18 protein-coding genes and 1 tRNA gene are annotated in these 18,356 nt (G+C 64.8%); 13 read left to right on the top strand and 6 right to left on the bottom strand.

The genetic code is table 11. The features are described from left to right. Positions 1-51 precede the first annotated feature (51 nt). Positions 52-588: a DUF7344 domain-containing protein gene (locus MU558_RS05710; RefSeq protein ID WP_246972750.1), complete on the bottom strand. Its 537-nt coding sequence runs from the start codon at positions 586-588 to the stop codon at positions 52-54. Between the two features lie 263 nt (positions 589-851). Between MU558_RS05710 and MU558_RS05705 the strand changes: the two genes are divergently transcribed. The 5 genes from MU558_RS05705 to MU558_RS05685 all read left to right on the top strand — a co-directional run bounded on the left by MU558_RS05705 (position 852) and on the right by MU558_RS05685 (position 7,055). Beyond that, positions 852-1,391: a hypothetical protein gene (locus MU558_RS05705; protein ID WP_246972749.1), complete on the top strand. Its 540-nt coding sequence runs from the start codon at positions 852-854 to the stop codon at positions 1,389-1,391. An 80-nt stretch (positions 1,392-1,471) separates the two neighbouring features. After that, on the top strand, positions 1,472-2,596 hold the full coding sequence (locus tag MU558_RS05700; RefSeq protein WP_246972748.1) for a CARDB domain-containing protein: 1,125 nt from the start codon (positions 1,472-1,474) through the stop codon (positions 2,594-2,596). Between the two features lie 167 nt (positions 2,597-2,763). Continuing rightward, positions 2,764-3,933: a signal peptidase I gene (locus tag MU558_RS05695; RefSeq protein ID WP_246972747.1), complete on the top strand. Its 1,170-nt coding sequence runs from the start codon at positions 2,764-2,766 to the stop codon at positions 3,931-3,933. A 145-nt stretch (positions 3,934-4,078) separates the two neighbouring features. Further along, positions 4,079-5,278, top strand: a complete 1,200-nt coding sequence (locus MU558_RS05690; protein WP_246972745.1) for a DUF5305 domain-containing protein — start codon at positions 4,079-4,081, stop codon at positions 5,276-5,278. A 163-nt stretch (positions 5,279-5,441) separates the two neighbouring features. Further along, the gene (locus MU558_RS05685) at positions 5,442-7,055 is read left to right on the top strand and encodes a long-chain-fatty-acid--CoA ligase (protein WP_246972743.1); all 1,614 of its coding nucleotides are present in this window, start codon (positions 5,442-5,444) and stop codon (positions 7,053-7,055) included. 100 nt (positions 7,056-7,155) lie between these two features. Here the strand turns inward: MU558_RS05685 and MU558_RS05680 are convergent, their stop codons facing one another. Then, entirely contained in the window at positions 7,156-7,767 is a 612-nt protein-coding gene (locus MU558_RS05680; RefSeq protein ID WP_345781509.1) for a metal-dependent hydrolase, read from the bottom strand. Between the two features lie 175 nt (positions 7,768-7,942). On the opposite strand from MU558_RS05680, the gene MU558_RS05675 reads away from it, so the two are divergent. The 4 genes from MU558_RS05675 (at position 7,943) to MU558_RS05660 (ending at position 11,892) form a co-directional block, all read left to right on the top strand. Beyond that, on the top strand, positions 7,943-8,605 hold the full coding sequence (locus MU558_RS05675) for a class I SAM-dependent methyltransferase (protein ID WP_246972738.1): 663 nt from the start codon (positions 7,943-7,945) through the stop codon (positions 8,603-8,605). Between the two features lie 75 nt (positions 8,606-8,680). Beyond that, the gene (locus MU558_RS05670; protein WP_246972735.1) at positions 8,681-9,796 is read left to right on the top strand and encodes a tRNA (guanine(26)-N(2))-dimethyltransferase; all 1,116 of its coding nucleotides are present in this window, start codon (positions 8,681-8,683) and stop codon (positions 9,794-9,796) included. Positions 9,797-9,854: 58 nt separating this feature from the next. After that, positions 9,855-11,129, top strand: coding sequence for a YihY/virulence factor BrkB family protein (locus tag MU558_RS05665; RefSeq protein WP_246972731.1), 1,275 nt, complete (start codon positions 9,855-9,857; stop codon positions 11,127-11,129). A 463-nt stretch (positions 11,130-11,592) separates the two neighbouring features. Continuing rightward, positions 11,593-11,892, top strand: coding sequence for a hypothetical protein (locus tag MU558_RS05660; RefSeq protein WP_246972730.1), 300 nt, complete (start codon positions 11,593-11,595; stop codon positions 11,890-11,892). A gap of 409 nt (positions 11,893-12,301) precedes the next feature. Here the strand turns inward: MU558_RS05660 and glnA are convergent, their stop codons facing one another. Next, positions 12,302-13,657 carry a type I glutamate--ammonia ligase gene (gene glnA, locus MU558_RS05655; protein WP_246972729.1) on the bottom strand — a complete coding sequence of 452 codons (1,356 nt, stop codon included), beginning with the start codon at positions 13,655-13,657 and terminating at the stop codon, positions 12,302-12,304. Positions 13,658-13,782: 125 nt separating this feature from the next. Between glnA and lrp the strand changes: the two genes are divergently transcribed. Both lrp and MU558_RS05645 read left to right on the top strand, forming a co-directional pair. After that, entirely contained in the window at positions 13,783-14,244 is a 462-nt protein-coding gene (gene lrp, locus MU558_RS05650; RefSeq protein ID WP_246972728.1) for an HTH-type transcriptional regulator Lrp, read from the top strand. A gap of 379 nt (positions 14,245-14,623) precedes the next feature. Continuing rightward, complete coding sequence (locus MU558_RS05645; protein ID WP_246972727.1) at positions 14,624-14,764, top strand: hypothetical protein; 141 nt, start codon at positions 14,624-14,626, stop codon at positions 14,762-14,764. A 160-nt stretch (positions 14,765-14,924) separates the two neighbouring features. Here MU558_RS05645 and thsB read toward each other — a convergent pair whose 3' ends face one another. Both thsB and MU558_RS05635 read right to left on the bottom strand, forming a co-directional pair. Further along, positions 14,925-16,589, bottom strand: coding sequence for a thermosome subunit beta (thsB, locus tag MU558_RS05640; protein WP_246972726.1), 1,665 nt, complete (start codon positions 16,587-16,589; stop codon positions 14,925-14,927). Between the two features lie 203 nt (positions 16,590-16,792). Then, a complete protein-coding gene (locus MU558_RS05635) occupies positions 16,793-17,485 on the bottom strand; it encodes an SOS response-associated peptidase (RefSeq protein ID WP_246972725.1) in 693 nt (230 codons plus the stop codon). A 162-nt stretch (positions 17,486-17,647) separates the two neighbouring features. On the opposite strand from MU558_RS05635, the gene MU558_RS05630 reads away from it, so the two are divergent. Then, complete coding sequence (locus MU558_RS05630; protein WP_246975081.1) at positions 17,648-17,791, top strand: hypothetical protein; 144 nt, start codon at positions 17,648-17,650, stop codon at positions 17,789-17,791. 57 nt (positions 17,792-17,848) lie between these two features. On the opposite strand, the gene MU558_RS05625 is transcribed toward MU558_RS05630, so the two are convergent. Beyond that, positions 17,849-17,930: transfer RNA gene (locus MU558_RS05625), tRNA-Ser, on the bottom strand. A gap of 144 nt (positions 17,931-18,074) precedes the next feature. Here MU558_RS05625 and MU558_RS05620 point away from each other — a divergent pair. Next, positions 18,075-18,353 carry a hypothetical protein gene (locus MU558_RS05620; protein ID WP_246972724.1) on the top strand — a complete coding sequence of 93 codons (279 nt, stop codon included), beginning with the start codon at positions 18,075-18,077 and terminating at the stop codon, positions 18,351-18,353. The last annotated feature ends 3 nt before the right edge of the window (positions 18,354-18,356 follow it).

Raw genomic sequence — 18,356 nt, 5'->3', positions numbered from 1 at the left:
ATACCGCGCGTCAACTTTACGTGCTATCGATTTGACTAGCGTGGCTTCGTGTCAGGGTGGTCGTTCCATCTCGCCGAGTCGCATCCGTCGGTTCTGGACCACGTGGACGACTGCCGACGCCGCGAACAGCCCGACGACGAGCGTCGCCCAGCCGACCGCCGGCACTGTCTCGGTCGGCACCACCTCGAGCCACACGCCTGCCATCACGACGAATCCGACCGCCGACAGGCCGAGGTAGTACAGCCCCCACGGGATCGAGTCGCCGGGGACGACGTCGAGGTACACCTCGAGGTCGGACGCCTCGTCGGTCAACTCGATCGTTCGGTCGTCGAACTCGATCATGTCCGCGCGCTCGAGCGTGGGCAGGTGGGTCTGCTGGAGTGACGTGTACACCCGCTTGCGTTCGGCGGAGGTGAGTTCGGCGACGTCCTTGTCGAGTTCCCAGGCGGCGACGTGTTCGGCGAGGTCGCCCAGTTCGACGGGTTCGTCCTCGCGCTTGCAGTAGTGGATGGCGTACCGCCGCCGGTGGTTACTCAGCAGGTCGAAGATCTCCCCCCGCTCGATCGTGCTTTCGGACTTCGTCGCCATCCCCCTTACGCCGAACTAGGGCGCATCGATGTATAAGCGTTCTGTACTGTCGTTCGTTGTCACATATCTTTCAGGCTGGTCTTGGGTCGATCGGTGGCGACGCTCGAGCGTTCAAGACGGGCTTGAACGGAGGTATCGCTCGCCGTGCGGCGATTCTGGCTACTCAATACAAAGTGGGTAGGACGCTAGTATAGAGATAGAAGCCGTCCGGTAATCGACGCATACGGTTGCCGGTGCGGGACAAACACAGGTAATACATAATCATGAGAACAAATCGCAAGAACGTTCTGATCGGACTCGGATTGATCATCGCTATCGGCGGAGCCGTCGTCGGTTCGGGTGCGTTCTCGACCGTCGAGGCGGATCGTGGTGTGAGTGTTGAAACGGCTGGTGACGCGGATGCGTACCTCGCGATCACTCCCGGTGACGACTACAAAGGAAGTGCCTACATTTCCAACGATAGTGATGGATCACTCACGTTTGACCTCGGTCAAAATGGTACAACCGATTTTGGTGGTAGTGGCTTCAACGAGAATGCGACGACCACGCTTAATCAATTAGTTGAGATCCAGAACCAGGGAGAAAGCACTGTTGATATCAGTGTTAGTAACGAGAGTGACACTCTCGCAGGCGATTCGACGACTATCACGCTCGACGGGGCAAAAGTCACGTTCAACGTGAACGACCATGAGCCGCTTTCCGGAAGCGACTCTACAAACATCGATGTTATCGTGGATACCGACGACTCCTACACTGCAGACGGGAATACTGATGTTACCATCCACGCTGAAGAGAGTTCGTAACGTCTGTGTCGCTTAATTCGGCTAGTTGATTTTTCCTTCGAGTACGGAACCGCTTTCCGATCCCTCAGCAGGTGAACAACGTGTCCCCGCTCAAACCTACTCTCGTCGTCGCCCTCGTTCTTACACTCGGTCTCGCGGCTCCGACCGCCGCGATCCCCCTCGAGCACGACGCCACCGGTGCGGTCGTCCTCGAGCCCTCGTCCTCGTCGAACGGCACGTACGCCACGCTCGAGAGCGGCGAACTCGAGGTCGACTTCGAGCGGCTCAACGACGACGCGGTGACGACTGCGAACGCGGTGTTCACGATCACGGCGACCGACGACGTTGGGGCGGTGTGGATCGACCACGAGGTGGCGGGGGTGGCGTTCTACCGGGGGAGCGACCCGACTGCGACGATCGACGCCTCGAGTCCGCTCGAGCTGTCAGCCGGCGACACGGCTGCCGTCGGCGTCGCGGTCGATACGCACGTCGCGACGGACGCGAGCGAGTCGTTTTCGGTTCACGTCCGGTACGCGGACGACGACGAGGACGACGCCTCGTCGTCGCTCGAGGTGACGGACCTCGAGGTGTCGCCGACCGTCCTCGATCCCGGCGACGCCGTGACGGTGCGGGCGACCTACGCGAACGACGACGACGACGTGACGAGGACGACGATCGCCGAACTGACCGTCGACGGGCGGGTCGTCGACGAGCAGGTGGTGACCGTCAGGCCGGGCGAGACCGAGACGGTCGCGTTCGAACGGCCGATAGTCCGAACGGGGTCGGTCAGGGTCGGCGTCGGTGGCGTCTTTCGGACGGTGGTCGTCTCGCACCCCGACGTCGCGGTGACCGACGTCACGCTCGCAGCAGACCGAATCCCGCCCGGCGAGTCGATCGTCGTGACAGCCACGTTCGAAAACGAGGGCAACGCCTCGCTCGAGGCGACGGGCGAACTCGCGGTCGGCGGGGCCGTCGTCGACACCCACGCGTTCGCGCTCTCGCCCGGCGAGGCGACGACGGTGACGTTCGAGTGGCGACCCACCGAGCCCGGAACCTACGACGTCGCGGTCGACGGCGTCGACGCGGGGACGGTCACGGTCGTCGAATCGAGTGTCTCGGTCGGCAATCGCGAACTGGCGAGTGCGACCGTGGTGGCGGTCGTCCCACCGGCGATGGTCGCCTCGCTGTTCTTGCTGGGGGCGGTGTCCCGCCGACTCGGGCGGTGAGACGTCGATTCGAGGACCGTACCACGTCGAACGGCCGTAAACCTTAGACCCCTCTCGCTCCGAGTGACATGTAGGGTATCTGGAGAAGTTACGTTGGCAGGTGCACGCGACGTCACGTCGACCGGCAGACGCGAAATATCGACCATGCGTGGGGGGTTCGACCGAGTATGACGGGCGGGACGATCGCACGCCGAGCGGTCGGTCTCGTCGTCGCCGCGGTCGTCGTCTTGCTCGTCCTCGGACAGGTGCTCGGCCAGCCGATCTTGCTGGGGTACGTCGCGACGGGCAGCATGGAGCCGACGATGGACGCCGGCGACGGCTTCGTCGCGATCCCCGGCGTCGTCGCCGGACCGATCGAGGAGGGCGACGTCGTCGTCTTCGACGCGGACGAACTCCACGGCGGCGGGCTGACGACTCACCGCGTCGTCGGCGTCACCGACGAGGGGTACGTCACGAAGGGGGACGCGAACCCCTTCACCGACCAGGACGGCGGCGAACCCCCCGTGTCGGACGCCCAGATCGTCGCCGTCGCGTTGCAGATAAACGGTGAGGTCGTGACGATCCCTCATCTCGGGGCCGTCATCATGGGGATCCACGGCGTCCTCGAGTCGGGGTACGGTATCCTGGCGTCGACGGTCGGGCTGACGACTTCTGCCTCGAGTGACGACCTGGGATCGCTGCTGGTCGGGCTCGGAGTCGCGCTGCTGGGCGTCGGCCTCCTGCTCGATCGGTTAGGACCGACACAGCGACAGACGAGTCGGTCGACGTCCCGGGAGCACGTGCTCGCGTTGCGTGCGACACTCGGGGTGATTGTAGTCGTCCTCGTCACGGTCGCGACCGCGGCGATGGTGGCCCCGTCGGGCGTCACGGAGTACGGCCTCGTGAGCACCGACGATCCGACCGACGACCCACAGATCGTTGCCCCCGGCGAGACGACCGAGCTGTCGCGGACCGTCGACAACGCCGGATTCGTCCCGGTAGTGGTCGTCCTCGAGGCCGAAAGCGAGGGTGTCGCGGTCGATCCTGGGCGAGTGACCGTCGGCAGTCGCACGACGACGACGGTGACGGTCACGCTGACCGCCCCCGACGAGACCGGCGACTACGTTCGCCACGTCGGCGAATACCGTTATCTCGCCGTGTTGCCGCCGTCGGTTCTCGGGCGGCTCCACGCGGTTCACCCGCTCGTCGCGATCGCTGCGGTCGACGCGGTCGTCGTCGGCGTCACCGTCGCCGTCGTCCTCGCGGTGTTCGGCGGTGGCGACCTGCGGCTTCGAAGTGCTGGCGACCACGTCCCACTGTCGACTCGAATCGAGCGAAAACTGCGGCGATGGCGGTGACGACATCGAAGAACCACCATGACTATACTGTTTGGAAACACACACGAACCGATGAACGACACGGGATCGGACCGGTCGGGGGACGTCGCGTTACGGACGGTCGATCACGTGTCGACGCCGGTCGACGGCAGGCGACGCTCGAGAGGTGAGTGACGTGATCGAGAATCCACGTGTCGATCTGCTGATCGCCAGACACGGTCGGTCGCTGTTGATCGCGCTGGTCGCCGTCGGGGTGCTCTCCGTCGCTGCTGCAGGGTGGGTCGTCGCGACGCCGTCGACGACGACCGTCACGCAAGAGGTCGGCCAGGAGCGCGTCGCGACCGACGTCGACACGCGCGCCGAGGTCGTCGAGAGCGGGTTCTGGGACGACGGGACCTGGCGAGGAGGATCGGACCTCGAGAACAATCCCGTCTACCTGCTGAACGCGTCGCCGTCGGTGACCCTCGCGCCGCGGACGGCTGTCCCGACCGACGAGACGAAGGTCGTCCACGAGATCACAGTGCGATTCGAAGCGGTCCGAAACGGCGAGGTGTTCTGGGAAGACGTTCACGTCGAGGAGCGAGCGACGGCGAGCGTCGAAGACGGCGTGGGGACGTCGTCGACGTCCCTGGACGTCGAACCGATCGCCCAGCGAAAGCGCACGCTCGAGCGCGAGCTCGCCGGCGTGGGGTCGGTGACGACCTCGGTCGACGTGCGGACGGCGTACGATACCGGGTCGAACGCGGGGAACCTGACGTCGTCGACGACGCTTCACGTCACCGACGACGCCTACTGGTTCGACGGAGGGCTCTCTGCAGAACGGAGTCACCCCCAGACCGCCGAGGTCGAGGTGACCGAGTCGCCAAATCCCGCGCTCGTCGGCTTGCTGGGGGTACTCGCGGTGGGATCGTTCGGTGCTGCCGCGTTCGTCTACACTCGAGCGGACGTCGACGTCGAGTCGGCACGCCGGGCAGTCCACGAACGACGGTACGCGGAGTGGATCTCCCGTGGCCGAATTCCGATGTGGATCGGCGACCACCAGATCGAACTCGACACCCTGGAGGACGTCGTCGACGTCGCGATCGACACCAACGAGCGCGTCGTGCACGACCGGCAACGCGGGTTGTTCGCGGTCGTCAGCGACGACGTGGTCTACTACTACAGCGACCAGGGCACCTGGGAGGGGACGGCCTGGCCCGAGATCCAAATCGACAGCCACCAGGACGGTTCTGGCGTCGAGTTCGACCACGACCGACTCTCCGGGACCGACGGCGACTCTCCGTCGTCCGATCTCTTCGGCGCGGCCGACGAGCCGTCGGAGTCGCTTCCCGACTCGGACGACGACGACGCGTGGCACAAACTGTGAGTCGGCCGCGGTCGACGGTGGATCGCCCCGCCGTTCGGACGGTCGCGCCTCGGGTGATCGTTCTTGCCACGATTCTTTCCCTCGTTTCGTCTGTCGATCCTGCTCGACGCGATTGTGGCCCCATCCGTAAAGAGTATCACGAACTATCCTCGAGGTTTCGAGTATGGAAGTTCCACTCCTGGTTACAGATTTCCTCGACCGGGCGCGCAAGTACTACGGTGACGAAGAGGCGATCGTCGCCACGACCGGCGAGCGGTACACCTACGACGAGTTCGGCGACCGGGCCGATCGACTCTCTGCGGTCTTGCAGGAACGTGGCATCGAGAAAGGCGACCGCGTGGCGGTGCTCGACCCCAACACGCACTACCACCTCGAGGCGGCCTACGGGATCATGCAACTGGGCGCGGTCCACGCGCCGCTGAACTACCGACTGACGCCCGACGACTACGAGTACATGCTCAACGACGCGGGCGTGGACGCGATCTACGCCGACTACGAGTACGCCGGGAAGATCGAGGCGATCCGCGACGAGGTTCCGACGGAGACGTTCATCACGAACGACCCAGAGGCCGTCGACGGCGACTGGGAGAGTTTCGAGGCGCTCATCGACGACGCCGAGCCGGAGTACGATCGGCCGGAGATGAGCGAAGACGACGTCATCACGATCAACTACACCTCTGGGACGACCGGCGATCCGAAGGGCGTCATGCGCACCCACCGGACCGAGTCGCTGCACGCCCAGCTCGTGACGATCCACCACGAGATCACCGACGACGACGTCTACCTGTGGACGCTGCCGATGTTCCACGTCAACGGCTGGGGGCACATCTACGCCATCACGGGCATGGGCGCGAAACACGTCTGCACCCGCGGCGTCGACCCCGCACAGATCTTCGAGGACATCGTCGAGGAGGACGTCTCCTTCCTCTGTTGTGCGCCGACGGTGCTCAGCATGCTCGGCGAGTACCGCGAGGACAACGACGTCGAGACCGAGGGCGACAACCCGATGCGCGTCACCGCGGCCGGTGCCGCGCCGCCGGAGGCCGTCATCGAGATGGTCGAAGAGGAGTTCGGGTGGCACTTCCGCCAGCTCTACGGTGCGACCGAGACGGGCCCGCTCATCGGCACGTCCGCGACCCGCCGGCTGATCGACGAAGACAGCGACACCCGCTTCGCCCTGAAAAAGCGCCAGGGGATCGCTCCGCTCGCGACCGAGGTCGAGGTCGTCGACGAAGACGGCAACGAGGTTCCATGGGACGACGAAACGATCGGCGAGATCCTCGTCCGTGGCAACCAGGTCATGGAAGGATACTGGGAGAAACCCGAGGAGACCGACGAGGCGTTCAACGAGAAACGCGAGGGCTGGTTCCACACCGGCGACCTCGCCGTGGTCAACGAGAACGGCATGATCGCGATCCAGGACCGCGAGAAGGACATCATCATTTCGGGCGGCGAGAACATCTCGAGTATCGAACTCGAGGACACGCTGTTCGACCACGACGCGGTCGCCGACGTGGCCGTGATCCCCGCGCCGAGCGAGAAGTGGGGTGAGACGCCCAAAGCGTTCGTCGTCCCCTCGAACGACGACCCGCAGAATCCGCCGGTTTCGCCCGAGGAGCTGACCGAGTTCACACGCGAGAACCTGGCGGGGTACAAGGTCGTCCGTCGTATCGAGTACGTCAAAGAACTGCCCAAGACGGCGACCGGCAAACTCCAGAAGTACGAACTCCGCGAGCAGGAGTGGGAAGACGAAGAGCGGATGGTCGGTCAGGGATAACGCCTGGACGCCGACAGTAGAGCCTGCGCGTTCGTCGCCAGCTATTGGCTATTTTCGTCCGACGCTACTCGACTGGCGTCTCGCCGGGTGCTCGCTCGAGTCAGTGCCCGTCCTCGAGGTACCGCATCGGAACGTACGAGCGTAGTTCCGCCGGCAGCACGCCGACGAGGACGGTCGCCATCGTCGGCAGGACGCGCCGAACGGCGGTGTAGACGGCCGCGACGGCCAGCGCCGCGAGGACGACGCCCCGGAGCGTCCCCTCGAGTGTCACCAGGAGCGGCCCCGCGAGCGTCAGCGACAGCAGGAAGTCGCCCGGCGATCCGTCGTACCGGACCAGGCGACGCGGTTCGATCCACCGACCGCGGAAGTGGTCGTACACCGCACGGTCGGAGGTACCCTCCCACGGCCGCAACTCGAGTCCGCCGCCGAAGACGTCCGAGACGGCGTGAATCGCCGCGCCGAGCAGGAACGTGGCCGCGGCGACCGTCGCAGCCGTCGGCACGGAAAGCGCCGCGAGGACCGCCACGACAGCCAGCGCAGAGAAGTACACCGGGAAGTGAAGCGTCTTCCGGTGACCGACGTACATGTCCAGGTCGGGGAAGACGCCACCGAGGAACCCGGCGACGAACGCGACGGGGGCGAATTCGGGTGCCACGGCGACGAGTGGCAACGCGAGTGCCATCCCGCCGAGGGCGTGCGTCGGGAGCATCATCGTGTTGGATACGAGGCGACGCAAAACCTTCAACGTATCGTACAGTGTGTGACTATCACGCATTCGCGTAGCAGTCGCGAGGCGTGGTCGTTTCGCGCGTCGGATCGACTTCCGCCCGATCGAGCGTACGTCACCCACGCGGGGGATTTACGCGTCGTCGCCACCGACCGTCCGTATGAGCCTCCTCGAGGCGATCCGTTCGGATGCAGATGCCGCACGGCGATACGACCGGATCGCGCCGTATTACGACCGCTACGTGAGTTGGTTCGAGCGTGGCCCGCTCGAGCGCCTCGTCACTGCCCTCGACCTCGAGCAGGGCGAGACCCTCCTCGACGTCGGCTGCGGGCCGGGATCGGCGCTCGTCGCGCTCGGCGACCGCGTGGGACCGGAGGGTGTCGTGATCGGCCTCGACGTCTCCGGGCGGATGATCGACCTCGCTCGCGACCGACTCGAGACGCGTGGCTTTGGCGATCGGGCGCTCCTGATCCACGGTGACGCCCGCGATATGCGCCACGTCGACGACGACTCCGTCGACGCGGTCGTGCTGTCGTTTACGCTCGAACTCTTCTCTCGCGAGGAGATGCGGACGGTCCTCGCGGAGTGTCGTCGCGTCCTGGTGCCGGACGGACGGCTGGGCGTCCTCTCGCTGTCTCGCGAAGATCGCCTCTCGGTCGCGGTCTACGACCGCTTCCACCGCCTCGCGCCGGGCGTGTTCGACTGCCGGCCGATCGACCTGCCTGCCGTCCTCGAGCGGCACGGATTCGCGGTCCGCTCGGTGTGGACTGAGCGTCTCTACGGGTTGCCCGTCTCCGGGGCGATCGCCTCGATCGACGACTGATCGTCGGCGTCGTGGCGCGTTCGTCCTCGAGAGACAGACCACGCTGCTTAACGCCGTCGCCTCTCGAGTACCCCTATGCGCGTTACGGAGGGCGGCATCGACCTCGAGGTGCCGGGCGAGTCGACCGAGGGCGTCGAGGAGTCGGTGTTCTACAACCCGCGACAGGAGCTGAACCGGGACCTGACCATCGCGACGCTTCGCGCCTATCGCGAGCGAGAACCGCGCGCGGCGTCGTACCTCGACGCGATGACCGCGAGCGGCGTCCGGGGTGTCCGCGCCGCCGCCGACGGCTGGGACGTCACGTGCTGTGACCGCGATCCGGAGGCCGTCGAACTGGCCCGGGAGAACCTCGAGCGAAACGACCGCGAGGCGACGGTCATCCACCGCGACGCGAACGCCTGCATGCACGACTCGACGTTCGACGTGATCGACCTCGACCCGTACGGGACGCCGATCCCCTTCGCCGATGCCGCCTTCGCGAACTGCCGGGACCTCGTCTGCGTGACGGCGACCGACACCGCGCCGCTGTGTGGCGCACACTTCAACAGCGGCGTCCGGTCGTACTCTGCCGTTCCACAGAACACCGACTACCACCCCGAGATGGGCGTTCGCATCCTTCTCTCCGCGCTCGCCCGGACCGCCGCCCGCTACGACGTCGGCGTCACGCCAATTCTGACCCACGCGACGAGCCACTACGTCCGCACCTACCTCGAACTCGAGCACAGGGCGACGGCGGCCGACGCTGCTATCGAGGAGCTGGGCTACCTCTCGCACTGCGAGGACTGCCTCTATCGCGAGGCCGACGACGGCCTGATCGCGGACCCGCTCGAGCGATGTCCGAACTGCGGCGGCGAGCGGATGCTCGCGGCCGGCCCGGTCTGGCTCGGACCGGTCCACGACCACGCGTTTGTCGCCGACGTTCGCGAGCGATTCCCCGAGTCGTTCGGCACGGCGACGGCGGCGGATCGGCTGCTCGAGACGCTCGAGACGGAACTCGACGAACCCACCCACTACGACCAGCACAAGCTCTGCAAGAACTGGGGGCTGCCCGCGAACGCGATGGACGACTTCCTCGCGGACCTCCGCGAGGCCGGCTACGACGCCTCGCGAGCCCATTACGGGGGGACGACGTTCAAGACGGACGCCGACGTCGGGGAGATCCGCGAGGCGACCGAAGCGAGTCTCGGCTGACCGACTCGAGGCGGTCGCCCCTCGTGCGTATTTAGCCGCGTTCGTCGTAGAGAGGCGTGTGATCGACTACAGGACGGGACTCGAGGTCGCCCGTCGGGTCCTCCGGGTAGCTCGTGACGAACAGCTGACGCTTCTCGCCGCAGGCGTCGCCTTCTACGCGTTCGTCTCGCTCGTCCCCCTGGCGCTGATCGGACTCGCACTCGCGACGTTCGTCGGCGGCCAGGAGTTCGCCGCGTTCGTCACCGACGCGCTGAGCGAAGCGCTCACATCGGACGCACAGGCGCTGCTCGCGGACGCGCTCACCGCCGAGGCCGGACGCAGCGGGGCGACGATCGTCGGTGCGATCGGCCTCTCCTGGGCCGGAACGCGCGTGTTACGCGGCCTCGATCGCGCGTTCTCCCAGGTTTACGGCACCGTGGCGGCGAAGTCGCTGGCCGAACACGTCCGCGACTGGACGGCCGTCCTCGTCACGATCACGTTCGGACTGGTCGCACTCGGCGGCATCGAGACCGTGATCGGAGCCGCGGCGACGAGCGTGATGGCGCTGGTCGGACCGGTCTTTCTCTTCGTCACGCTGCTCGTCGCCTTTCTCCCGATGTACATCGTGTTTCCTGACGCCGGCGTCACGGCTGGCGAGGCGCTCCCCGGTGCGGCGCTCGCGGCGACGGGCTGGATGGTGCTCGCCAGGACGTTCAGCGTCTACACGGACGTCGCGACCACGTACGCCCTCTACGGCGCACTCGGGGGTGTCTTCCTCGTGTTGACCTGGCTGTACGTCGGTGCCGTGGTCGTCGTGTTCGGGGCGGTTCTTAACGCCGTTCTGGCCGGCCGAGATCTGGACCGGCAGCTACAAAGTCCCGGCGCGCGACAGGTCCGTTCAGAAGCGATGACCGACGACGCCACGGGGACCGACGAGGAGCCGGCAGGCGGACCCGCCGCGAGCGCGCGGACGAGCGACCGTGCGGACGATCCCGAAGTGCTGCGCGAGGAGATCGAGCGCCTGCGCGACGAACTCGAGTCGTTCGAAGACGACGTCGACCGGCGAACCGTCCAGAAAGAATCCCTCGAGAACGAACTCAAGCGGTACGTCCGTCGTCGAGTCCGCCGCGGTCACGCACGCGACTGGGGGCCGTACCTGGTGTTGCTCTACGGCACCGCGATGACGATCGGGGCGTTCTACTTCCTCGACGGTCCGTGGGCCGTCCTCGCGATGTTCGTCGTCTGGACCTCGACGCTCGGCGTCTACGTGCTGATGGTGCTTTTCGGCACGGGCCTGTCGCTGCTCGACGTGCCCGGCCGCGTGCGCGACTGGCTCGGCGAGCGTCGGTCCTGATCTGGCCGGCGAGTCGCGACCGCCGCTGCTCTCACCGTTCTACGGCTTCTCTACCGGTTCGTTGCGATACCGTCTCCTCGCGTGACTCTGCGGGCCGTCGTCGATCGACTCGTCGACTATCTCCGCTTTTGTGTCGAGTTTGTCGGCGACACTGGCGCGGTCGACGAACCGTTCTGCCGCCGGGGACGAATCGAACGCCTACCGCTAGACAGTCGTCCGGTCCGGTTGAACGAACGCGACAGGAACTGACTACATCCATACGTTATTACCACGAAAAAATAACATCGATCTACCGTTGCGATATCTGTCGGCTATCCGTAGCTCCTCGAATCGGTTCCGTCACCGAAATCTCCTGTTCGATCGTTGAACGGCTCTGTCGATTTATTGCCAGTAGCATTGACGGATCGGTGCCCTGACAGGCAGACCGATCATGAAAATAGCGACTCGGTTTGGAACGGTAACGATGGTACTGATCGCGCTCGGTCTACTCGCGACGAGTGTCGGAGTTGGTGCGGTAGGCGCTGTCCCACAGCAGACGATCGAAGAACGTGTCGACCAGCAGTCGAGCGAGGTTTCCGAGAACGTCGAGCAGGAATCTGTCGAGGTTACGGAAGAGGAATCCACTGTGCCGGATGACGCCCTCGACGACGTGCCCGGCGACCTGCCTACGGAACCGCCGGCAGACGTCCCCGAAGACTCCGTGGGTCTCCCCGACGACCCGGTCGATGACGCTCTAGACGACGGTCTTGGCGACATTCTCTGACGAATTTTGCCGAGAATTCTCCGATTCGTCGGCTCCGCGACCCCTTTCCGGGACGGGGGTGTTGTCACGGCCTGACACTACCGGACAACAGTCGGTGAATACTCGATCGCGTCTCGACGGCTGTCGTCGCTGACGACAGCGTCTCGAGTGCGATCGAAGGCTGAACCGTGTTGTCCGGCAGTATGAAAAGCGCGGCATTCGACGCGATCCTCGTCGACGTTTCCGCTCGCTCGGAAGCGAACCAGCGACGTGACAACGACCGCGAAACGCCGTTGGGGTCCGTTTTCTTTCGGAGTCGGCCGCGACGCTGCGCGTCAAACGACGAGCGTCCGGTGATCCGCACGGGAACGACCGACTATACGGCCCGGAGAAGACGGCAGATAGAGTTACGGCGGTCGTCTCGCCGCTCTCAGAACGTCTCGAGGTAGCGGTCGAGTTCCCACTCGGAGACTTCGACGATGTAATCGCCGAACTCCTGTTTTTTCGCCTCGATGAACTTCTCGGAGACGTGGTCGCCGAGGGCCTCGAGCATCGCCTCGTCCGCTTCGAGGGCCTCGACCGCCTCGCCGAGGTTGGCCGGCAGCGTGTCGATACCGTACTCCTCGCGTTTGGCCTCGTCGAACTCGTAGATGTTCTCGCGAACCGGGTCCGGTGCCTCGAGGTCTTTCTCGATGCCGTCGAGACCGGCGTGGATCATGACGGCCAGCGCGAGGTAGGGGTTACACGACGGGTCCGGCGAGCGCAGTTCGATGCGCGAGGCTGCCGGCGTGCGCGCGGCGGGCCGGCGGATCAGCGCCGAGCGATTGCGATCCGACCAGGCGACGTAGACTGGCGCTTCGTAGCCCGGTACGAGGCGCTTGTAGCTGTTGACGGTCGGATTCGAGATCGCCGTGATCGCGTCGGCGTGGTCCAGGATACCCGCGAGGAACGACTTGGCGGTGTCGCTCAGGTCGAACTCGTCGTCGCCGTCGTGGAAGGCGTTCTCGCCGTCTTCGGTGAAAAGCGAGATGTGGGTGTGCATCCCCGAGCCGTTGATGCGGGCGATCGGCTTGGGCATGAACGTCGCGTGGAGGTCGTGCTCTGCGGCGATCGCGCGGACGACCGTCCGGAACGTGCCGACGTTGTCGGCCGTCGACAGGGCGTCGTCGTACTCGAAGTTGATCTCGTGTTGCCCTTCGGCGACCTCGTGGTGGCTGGCCTCGATCTCGAAGCCCATGTTCTCGAGTCCGTAGATGATGTCGCGGCGCACGTCGCTGGCGAGGTCCTTGGGTGCGAGGTCGAAGTAGCCGCCGGCGTCGTTGGTCTTCGTCGTCGCACGCCCCTCCTCGTCTTCCTCGAACAGGAAGAACTCGGGCTCGGGCGCGGCGTTGACGGTGTAGCCCATCTCCTTTGCGCGCTCGAGGGCCTGCTTCAGTACGTACCGCGGGTCGCCCTCGAACGGTTCGCCCGTCGAGGTGTTGATCACGTCACAGATCATTCGCGCGGCGGCGCTTTCCTCGTTGGTCCGCCATGGCAACACCGCGAACGTCTCCGGATCGGGTTTGAGGCGCATGTCCGACTCCTGAATCCGGACGAACCCCTCGATCGACGAGCCGTCGAAGTAGATCCCCTCTCTGAACGCCTTCTCGGCTTGCCGTGCCGGGACCGAGACGTTCTTGACCGTGCCGAGAATATCGGTGAACTGTAGCCGAAGGAAATCGACGTCTTTCTCTTCGATCTCCTCGAGCACGTGCTCTTCTGCGGTAGTGAGATTTCCGCTTGTCATCTTCTGGTCGTCTTATCCAACTATCCCTAGTACTAAAATCCTGCTGTTCTAAGCAAATCTTCTCTCACCGCCGAGGAACTGGATATTCGTAAAGTTCTAATGGGTGGGGTGAGAGGGTGTACGTGATGACGTACGAAAATCTCGACGCAAAGTTGGTGAATGCACTCCTCGGCGATGGCCGGGCGAGCCTTCGCAGCCTGGCAGAGGAACTCGACGTGTCGGTGACGACTGTCTCGAATCACCTCTCCGAACTCGAAGACCAGGGCGTAATCGAGGGCTACACGCCGCGCGTCGATTACGATTCGCTCGGCTACGACGTCACTGCAGTCATTCAACTCAAAGTCGAGGGCCACGCGCTTCCCGACATTACCGATAGCCTGCGCGAACACCGCCAGATGACGAGTGTCTACGAAGTTACCGGCGATTACGACATTATCGCCGTCGGGAAGTTCAAAGACACCGACGGGATGAACGAGCAGATCAAGACGCTGCTGACCGACCCCGACATCAAAGAGTCGAACACGAGCGTCGTCTTGAACTCCGTCTCCGAGAACGAGCAGTTCGAACTCGACGTCGCCGACACCTGATACTCTCGGCCAACAGTCAGTGAGGACGCGATCGCGTCTCACGGCTCGTCGCAGTGGCGACGATCGTTCGAATGCGATCGACGTCTGATAATGATGGCTGTGACTGGTTGCCGACGCAACCGCACGATGGTTCGCGGTTGCGGCGGTACAGACTCACAGCCATCGTTATGAAACCGTGTTGTCTGGCAGTACGAACCGGGTACGCGGCGTTCTTCGCTGGACCAGCACACCAGTCCTGACGGCCGTGGCCGTCACCCGATCGCTATTCGAGCAAACCGACGGTCGTCGACGGTCGACGAGTGAGCAGCTAGCTCTCTTCCGGACTAGTTTCCCGATCTCCTGAGAAAGTGGTATGTTCGCACGTAGCGTACTCCGCTCGATGGACTCGGAGTGTCTCGACTGTGGCTGGCGTGGCGACGCGAACGAACTGAACTGGATGATCCGCGAGAACGACGCCGACGTCGGCGGCGAGCGCGTCTGTCCAGTGTGCCGAGCGTCGAACGTCGTACTCGTCGCGTGAACGACCGTCGCCACTGATCGCCAGATCGACTCGAACGGTCTCTCGAGCGGCGCCTGTGGTCGTCGACGGAATTCGAAGAGAGGAGCGTCGAAAAGGGGGCCGACGAAACGGTCTCGACTCGATTCGCGCGTAGTGGGTGGTAGGTGAGGACCCGGACGGGTTACATCATGCCGCCCATGCCGCCGCCCATGCCGCCCATGCCGCCGGCACCGGGGGCGCCTTCCTCGTCTTCACCCTTGTCGGTCGAGAGGTCGCCAGCCGAGATGATGTCATCGATCTTGAGCACGAGGTTCGCCGCCTCGGAAGCACTCGTCACGGCCTGCTCTTTGGCGTGTGCGGGCTCGACGACGCCGGCTTCGAACGTGTCCTCGACGTCACTCGAGAAGACGTTCAGGCCGGCCGTGACGTCGCCCTCGTCGTGGGCTGCACGGAGGTCGACCAGCGTGTCGATGGAGTCGAGGCCAGCGTTCTCGGCGAGCACACGGGGGACGAGCTCGAGCGAGTCGGCAAAGGCCTCGACGGCCAGCTGCTCGCGGCCCGAAACGCTGTCGGCGTAGTCACGCAGGCGGCCGGCGAGTTCGACCTCGATCGCACCGCCACCAGCCAGGACGCGGCCGTCGGAGACTGTCTGGGCGACGACGTCGAGCGCGTCGTTGACGCCGCGCTCGAGTTCGTCGACGACGTGGTCGGTCGAACCACGCAGCAGGAGGGTGACGCCGTGGGCATTCTCGCCCTCGACGTAGAACAGCTCGTCTTCCTCGTCGCGGGTGATCGTCCCGAAGCCGAGGTCGTCTTCGGTCGCGCTCTCGAGGTCCGAGACGATCGACGCGCCGACGACTTCCTTGAGGAACTCGAGGTCGGACTTCTTCGCGCGGCGGACGGCGAGGATGCCCTCCTTGGCGAGGTAGTGCTGGGCGAGGTCGTCGATGCCCTTCTGGCAGAAGACGACGTCGGCACCGAGGTCGGCGATGTGCTGGACCTTCTCTTTGAGCTGCTGTTCCTCGCGGTCTAGGAACTGCTGGAGCTGGTCGGGGTCGGTGACGGAGACTTCGGTGTCGATGTCGGTCTCCTCGACCTCGATGGGGTCGTTCAGCAGGAGGATGTCGGCATCTTCCGCCTCGGTGGGCATGTTGTCGTGGACGGGGTCTTTGTCCACGATACCGCCCTCGAGCAGTTCGGACTCGCCGACGGCGCGGCCCGTCTGGGTCTCGATGTTGAGGAACTCGAGGTCGACGACGTTGTCACCCTCCTCGTTCTCGACGGTGACCGCACGCACGGCGTCGACGATGAGCTGGGAGAGGTGCTCTTTGTTGACCTCCGCACCCTTGCCGGTCATCGAGGTCTCGGCGGTCTTGCGCAGGAGGTCCTCGTCTTCCGTGTCGATCTCCGTCGCGATGTCGTCGATCTCCTCGCGGGCCTGCCCGGCGGCCATGTGGAAGCCCTTGATGATAGCCGTCGGGTGGATGTCCTGCTCGAGAAGGTCCTCGGCGTTCTTGAGGAGTTCGCCTGCGATCGCGACGGCCGTCGTGGTACCGTCGCCGGCCTCGTCCTCCTGGGTTTCGGCGACCTCGATGATCATCTCGGCCGTCGGGTTGTCGATGTCCATCTCCTTGAGGATGGTGACGCCGTCGTTCGTGATGGTGACGTCGCCCATCGAGTCGACGAGCATCTTGTCCATTCCCTTCGGGCCGAGCGTCGAGCGTACGGCCTCCGCGACCGCGCGGGCAGCGCGGATGTTGTAGTCCTGCGCGTCCTGGTCTTTGACGCGCTGGGAGTCCTCGCTCATGACGATCATCGGCTGGCCCTGTTGCATTCGCTGGCTCATAGTCAGCTGAATCATTGATTGTCCTTCTACATAAAAATACCGCTATTCGTGGCGTGCATCTATCGATGAGCGTCGGGGAGAAACAGCGAAAAACACCGTACTGAGGCGGGAATCGTCGGAGTACCTGTGACACGATACCGTCAGCCTCGCGGGCGAATTTCCGCACGAGAGGCGCTACATTTAAGTACTGTCGGACGTGCCGATCACGGCTCCACCGGGTCGACCAGCGACGGGTCGTCGGCCGTCGGATCGTTGACCGCCGTCGAGACCGGGTACGCCCGCATCTCTTCGGCCGGGTAGGGCTCGAGTACCTCCCGTGGGTCGTCGTCGTTCAGCCACCGACGCTCGTCGTCGGGCGAGAGGACGACTGCCATCCGGTGGTGGAGGTCGGCGACGAGGACGTTCGGTTCGGTCGTGACGATCGTCACCGTCTCGAGCGCGTCGTCGCCGCTCTCGACGCTGCCGTCGCCGAACGCGTCGAGTCCGACCTGCGTCGTCTCCGGCTCCCACCGTTCCCACAGCCCCGCCATCGCGAACGGCCGGTCGTCCTCGAAGGCGACCCGGTAGGGTCGTTTTCCCTCCTCCGTCTCGACCCACTCGTAGAACCCGTCGGCCGGGACGAGACACCGCCGTCGGGCGTAGGCCTCGCGAAAACTCGGCTTCTCGGCGATCGTCTCCGCACGCGCGTTGACGATCCCGCCCGCGTCGTCGTCGGCCCACGACGGGACGAGTCCCCACTCGAGTCGCCGGACCGTCTCGGGATCGTCGTTCGTGATCACCGGCACACGCTGGCCGGGCGCGACGTTGTACCGCGGCGAGAACGGTTCGTCGAACGTCGCGTCGAACCGCTCCTCGAGGTCCGCCTGGTCGACGAACAGCGTGTAGCGGCCACACATGTCTCCGCGTACGCGGGCGACGGACAAATCGCTGCCCCTCTCGTCGTCGAACCACGTTCCCGTCACCCTGCCGTTCCTGTCTCCTTGCGGGTGAAACGTACCCCATCGGATCGATAGGCACCGCTTACCCGGTTTCGCGACGCCAGTACGGCGGGGTTTACCATGTGTTCGGATCGGGACGACCAGACCGCCATGGAGACCCGATACGAGATGGTCGTCTGCGAGGACGGCACGCTCGAGCTCCGCGACCGCGACGATCCAGACTGCTGGATCGCGACCGACTCGCCGGTCGAAATCCAGCAGTGAGCCGACTCATAAGGACAGCCCGCCTACACGCCGCTCGCGGCTGATGAATTCGAAAAACGCCAGGACTGGGATTTGAACCCAGAATCCCGAAAGGGAACACGCTTTCCAGGCGTGCGCCTTACCGTTCGGCCATCCTGGCTCGTCCGTACCTACCCACGTCGGTCGTTTAACTATTTCGAAGCCTGCTACGGGATGTGGGGGCGTCTCACCGTCGCGATAGCCGGCGTCGACCGACACGACTGTTTATATGCGATGGCGGGGCCAGAGCCGATGGAATACGACCGTGACCGATTCGAATCACATCCATCGTCTGTACGTGACCACCGTCGGCGACCGACTCGTCTTCGGTCGCGTGTACGACGACGTCGACCACCAGTACGGCCAGCCGCGGGACGTGTGCTTTCACCGACGCGAGTGGGACCTCGAGGAAGACAGCGTCGTCCGGGTGACCTACGAGCGAGAGCGAACCGATATCGACGACCTCCCGCCGATGCTCGTCGGCGTCGAGTCGATCGACGTCGTCGAACGGCAGGCGAGTCCGGACCTCTTGCTCGATCTGTGACTC

Origin of the sequence: Natribaculum luteum, from assembly GCF_023008545.1 — an archaeon.
GTDB lineage: Archaea > Halobacteriota > Halobacteria > Halobacteriales > Natrialbaceae > Natribaculum > Natribaculum luteum.
This window is presented reverse-complemented; position numbering and strand designations above follow the sequence as displayed.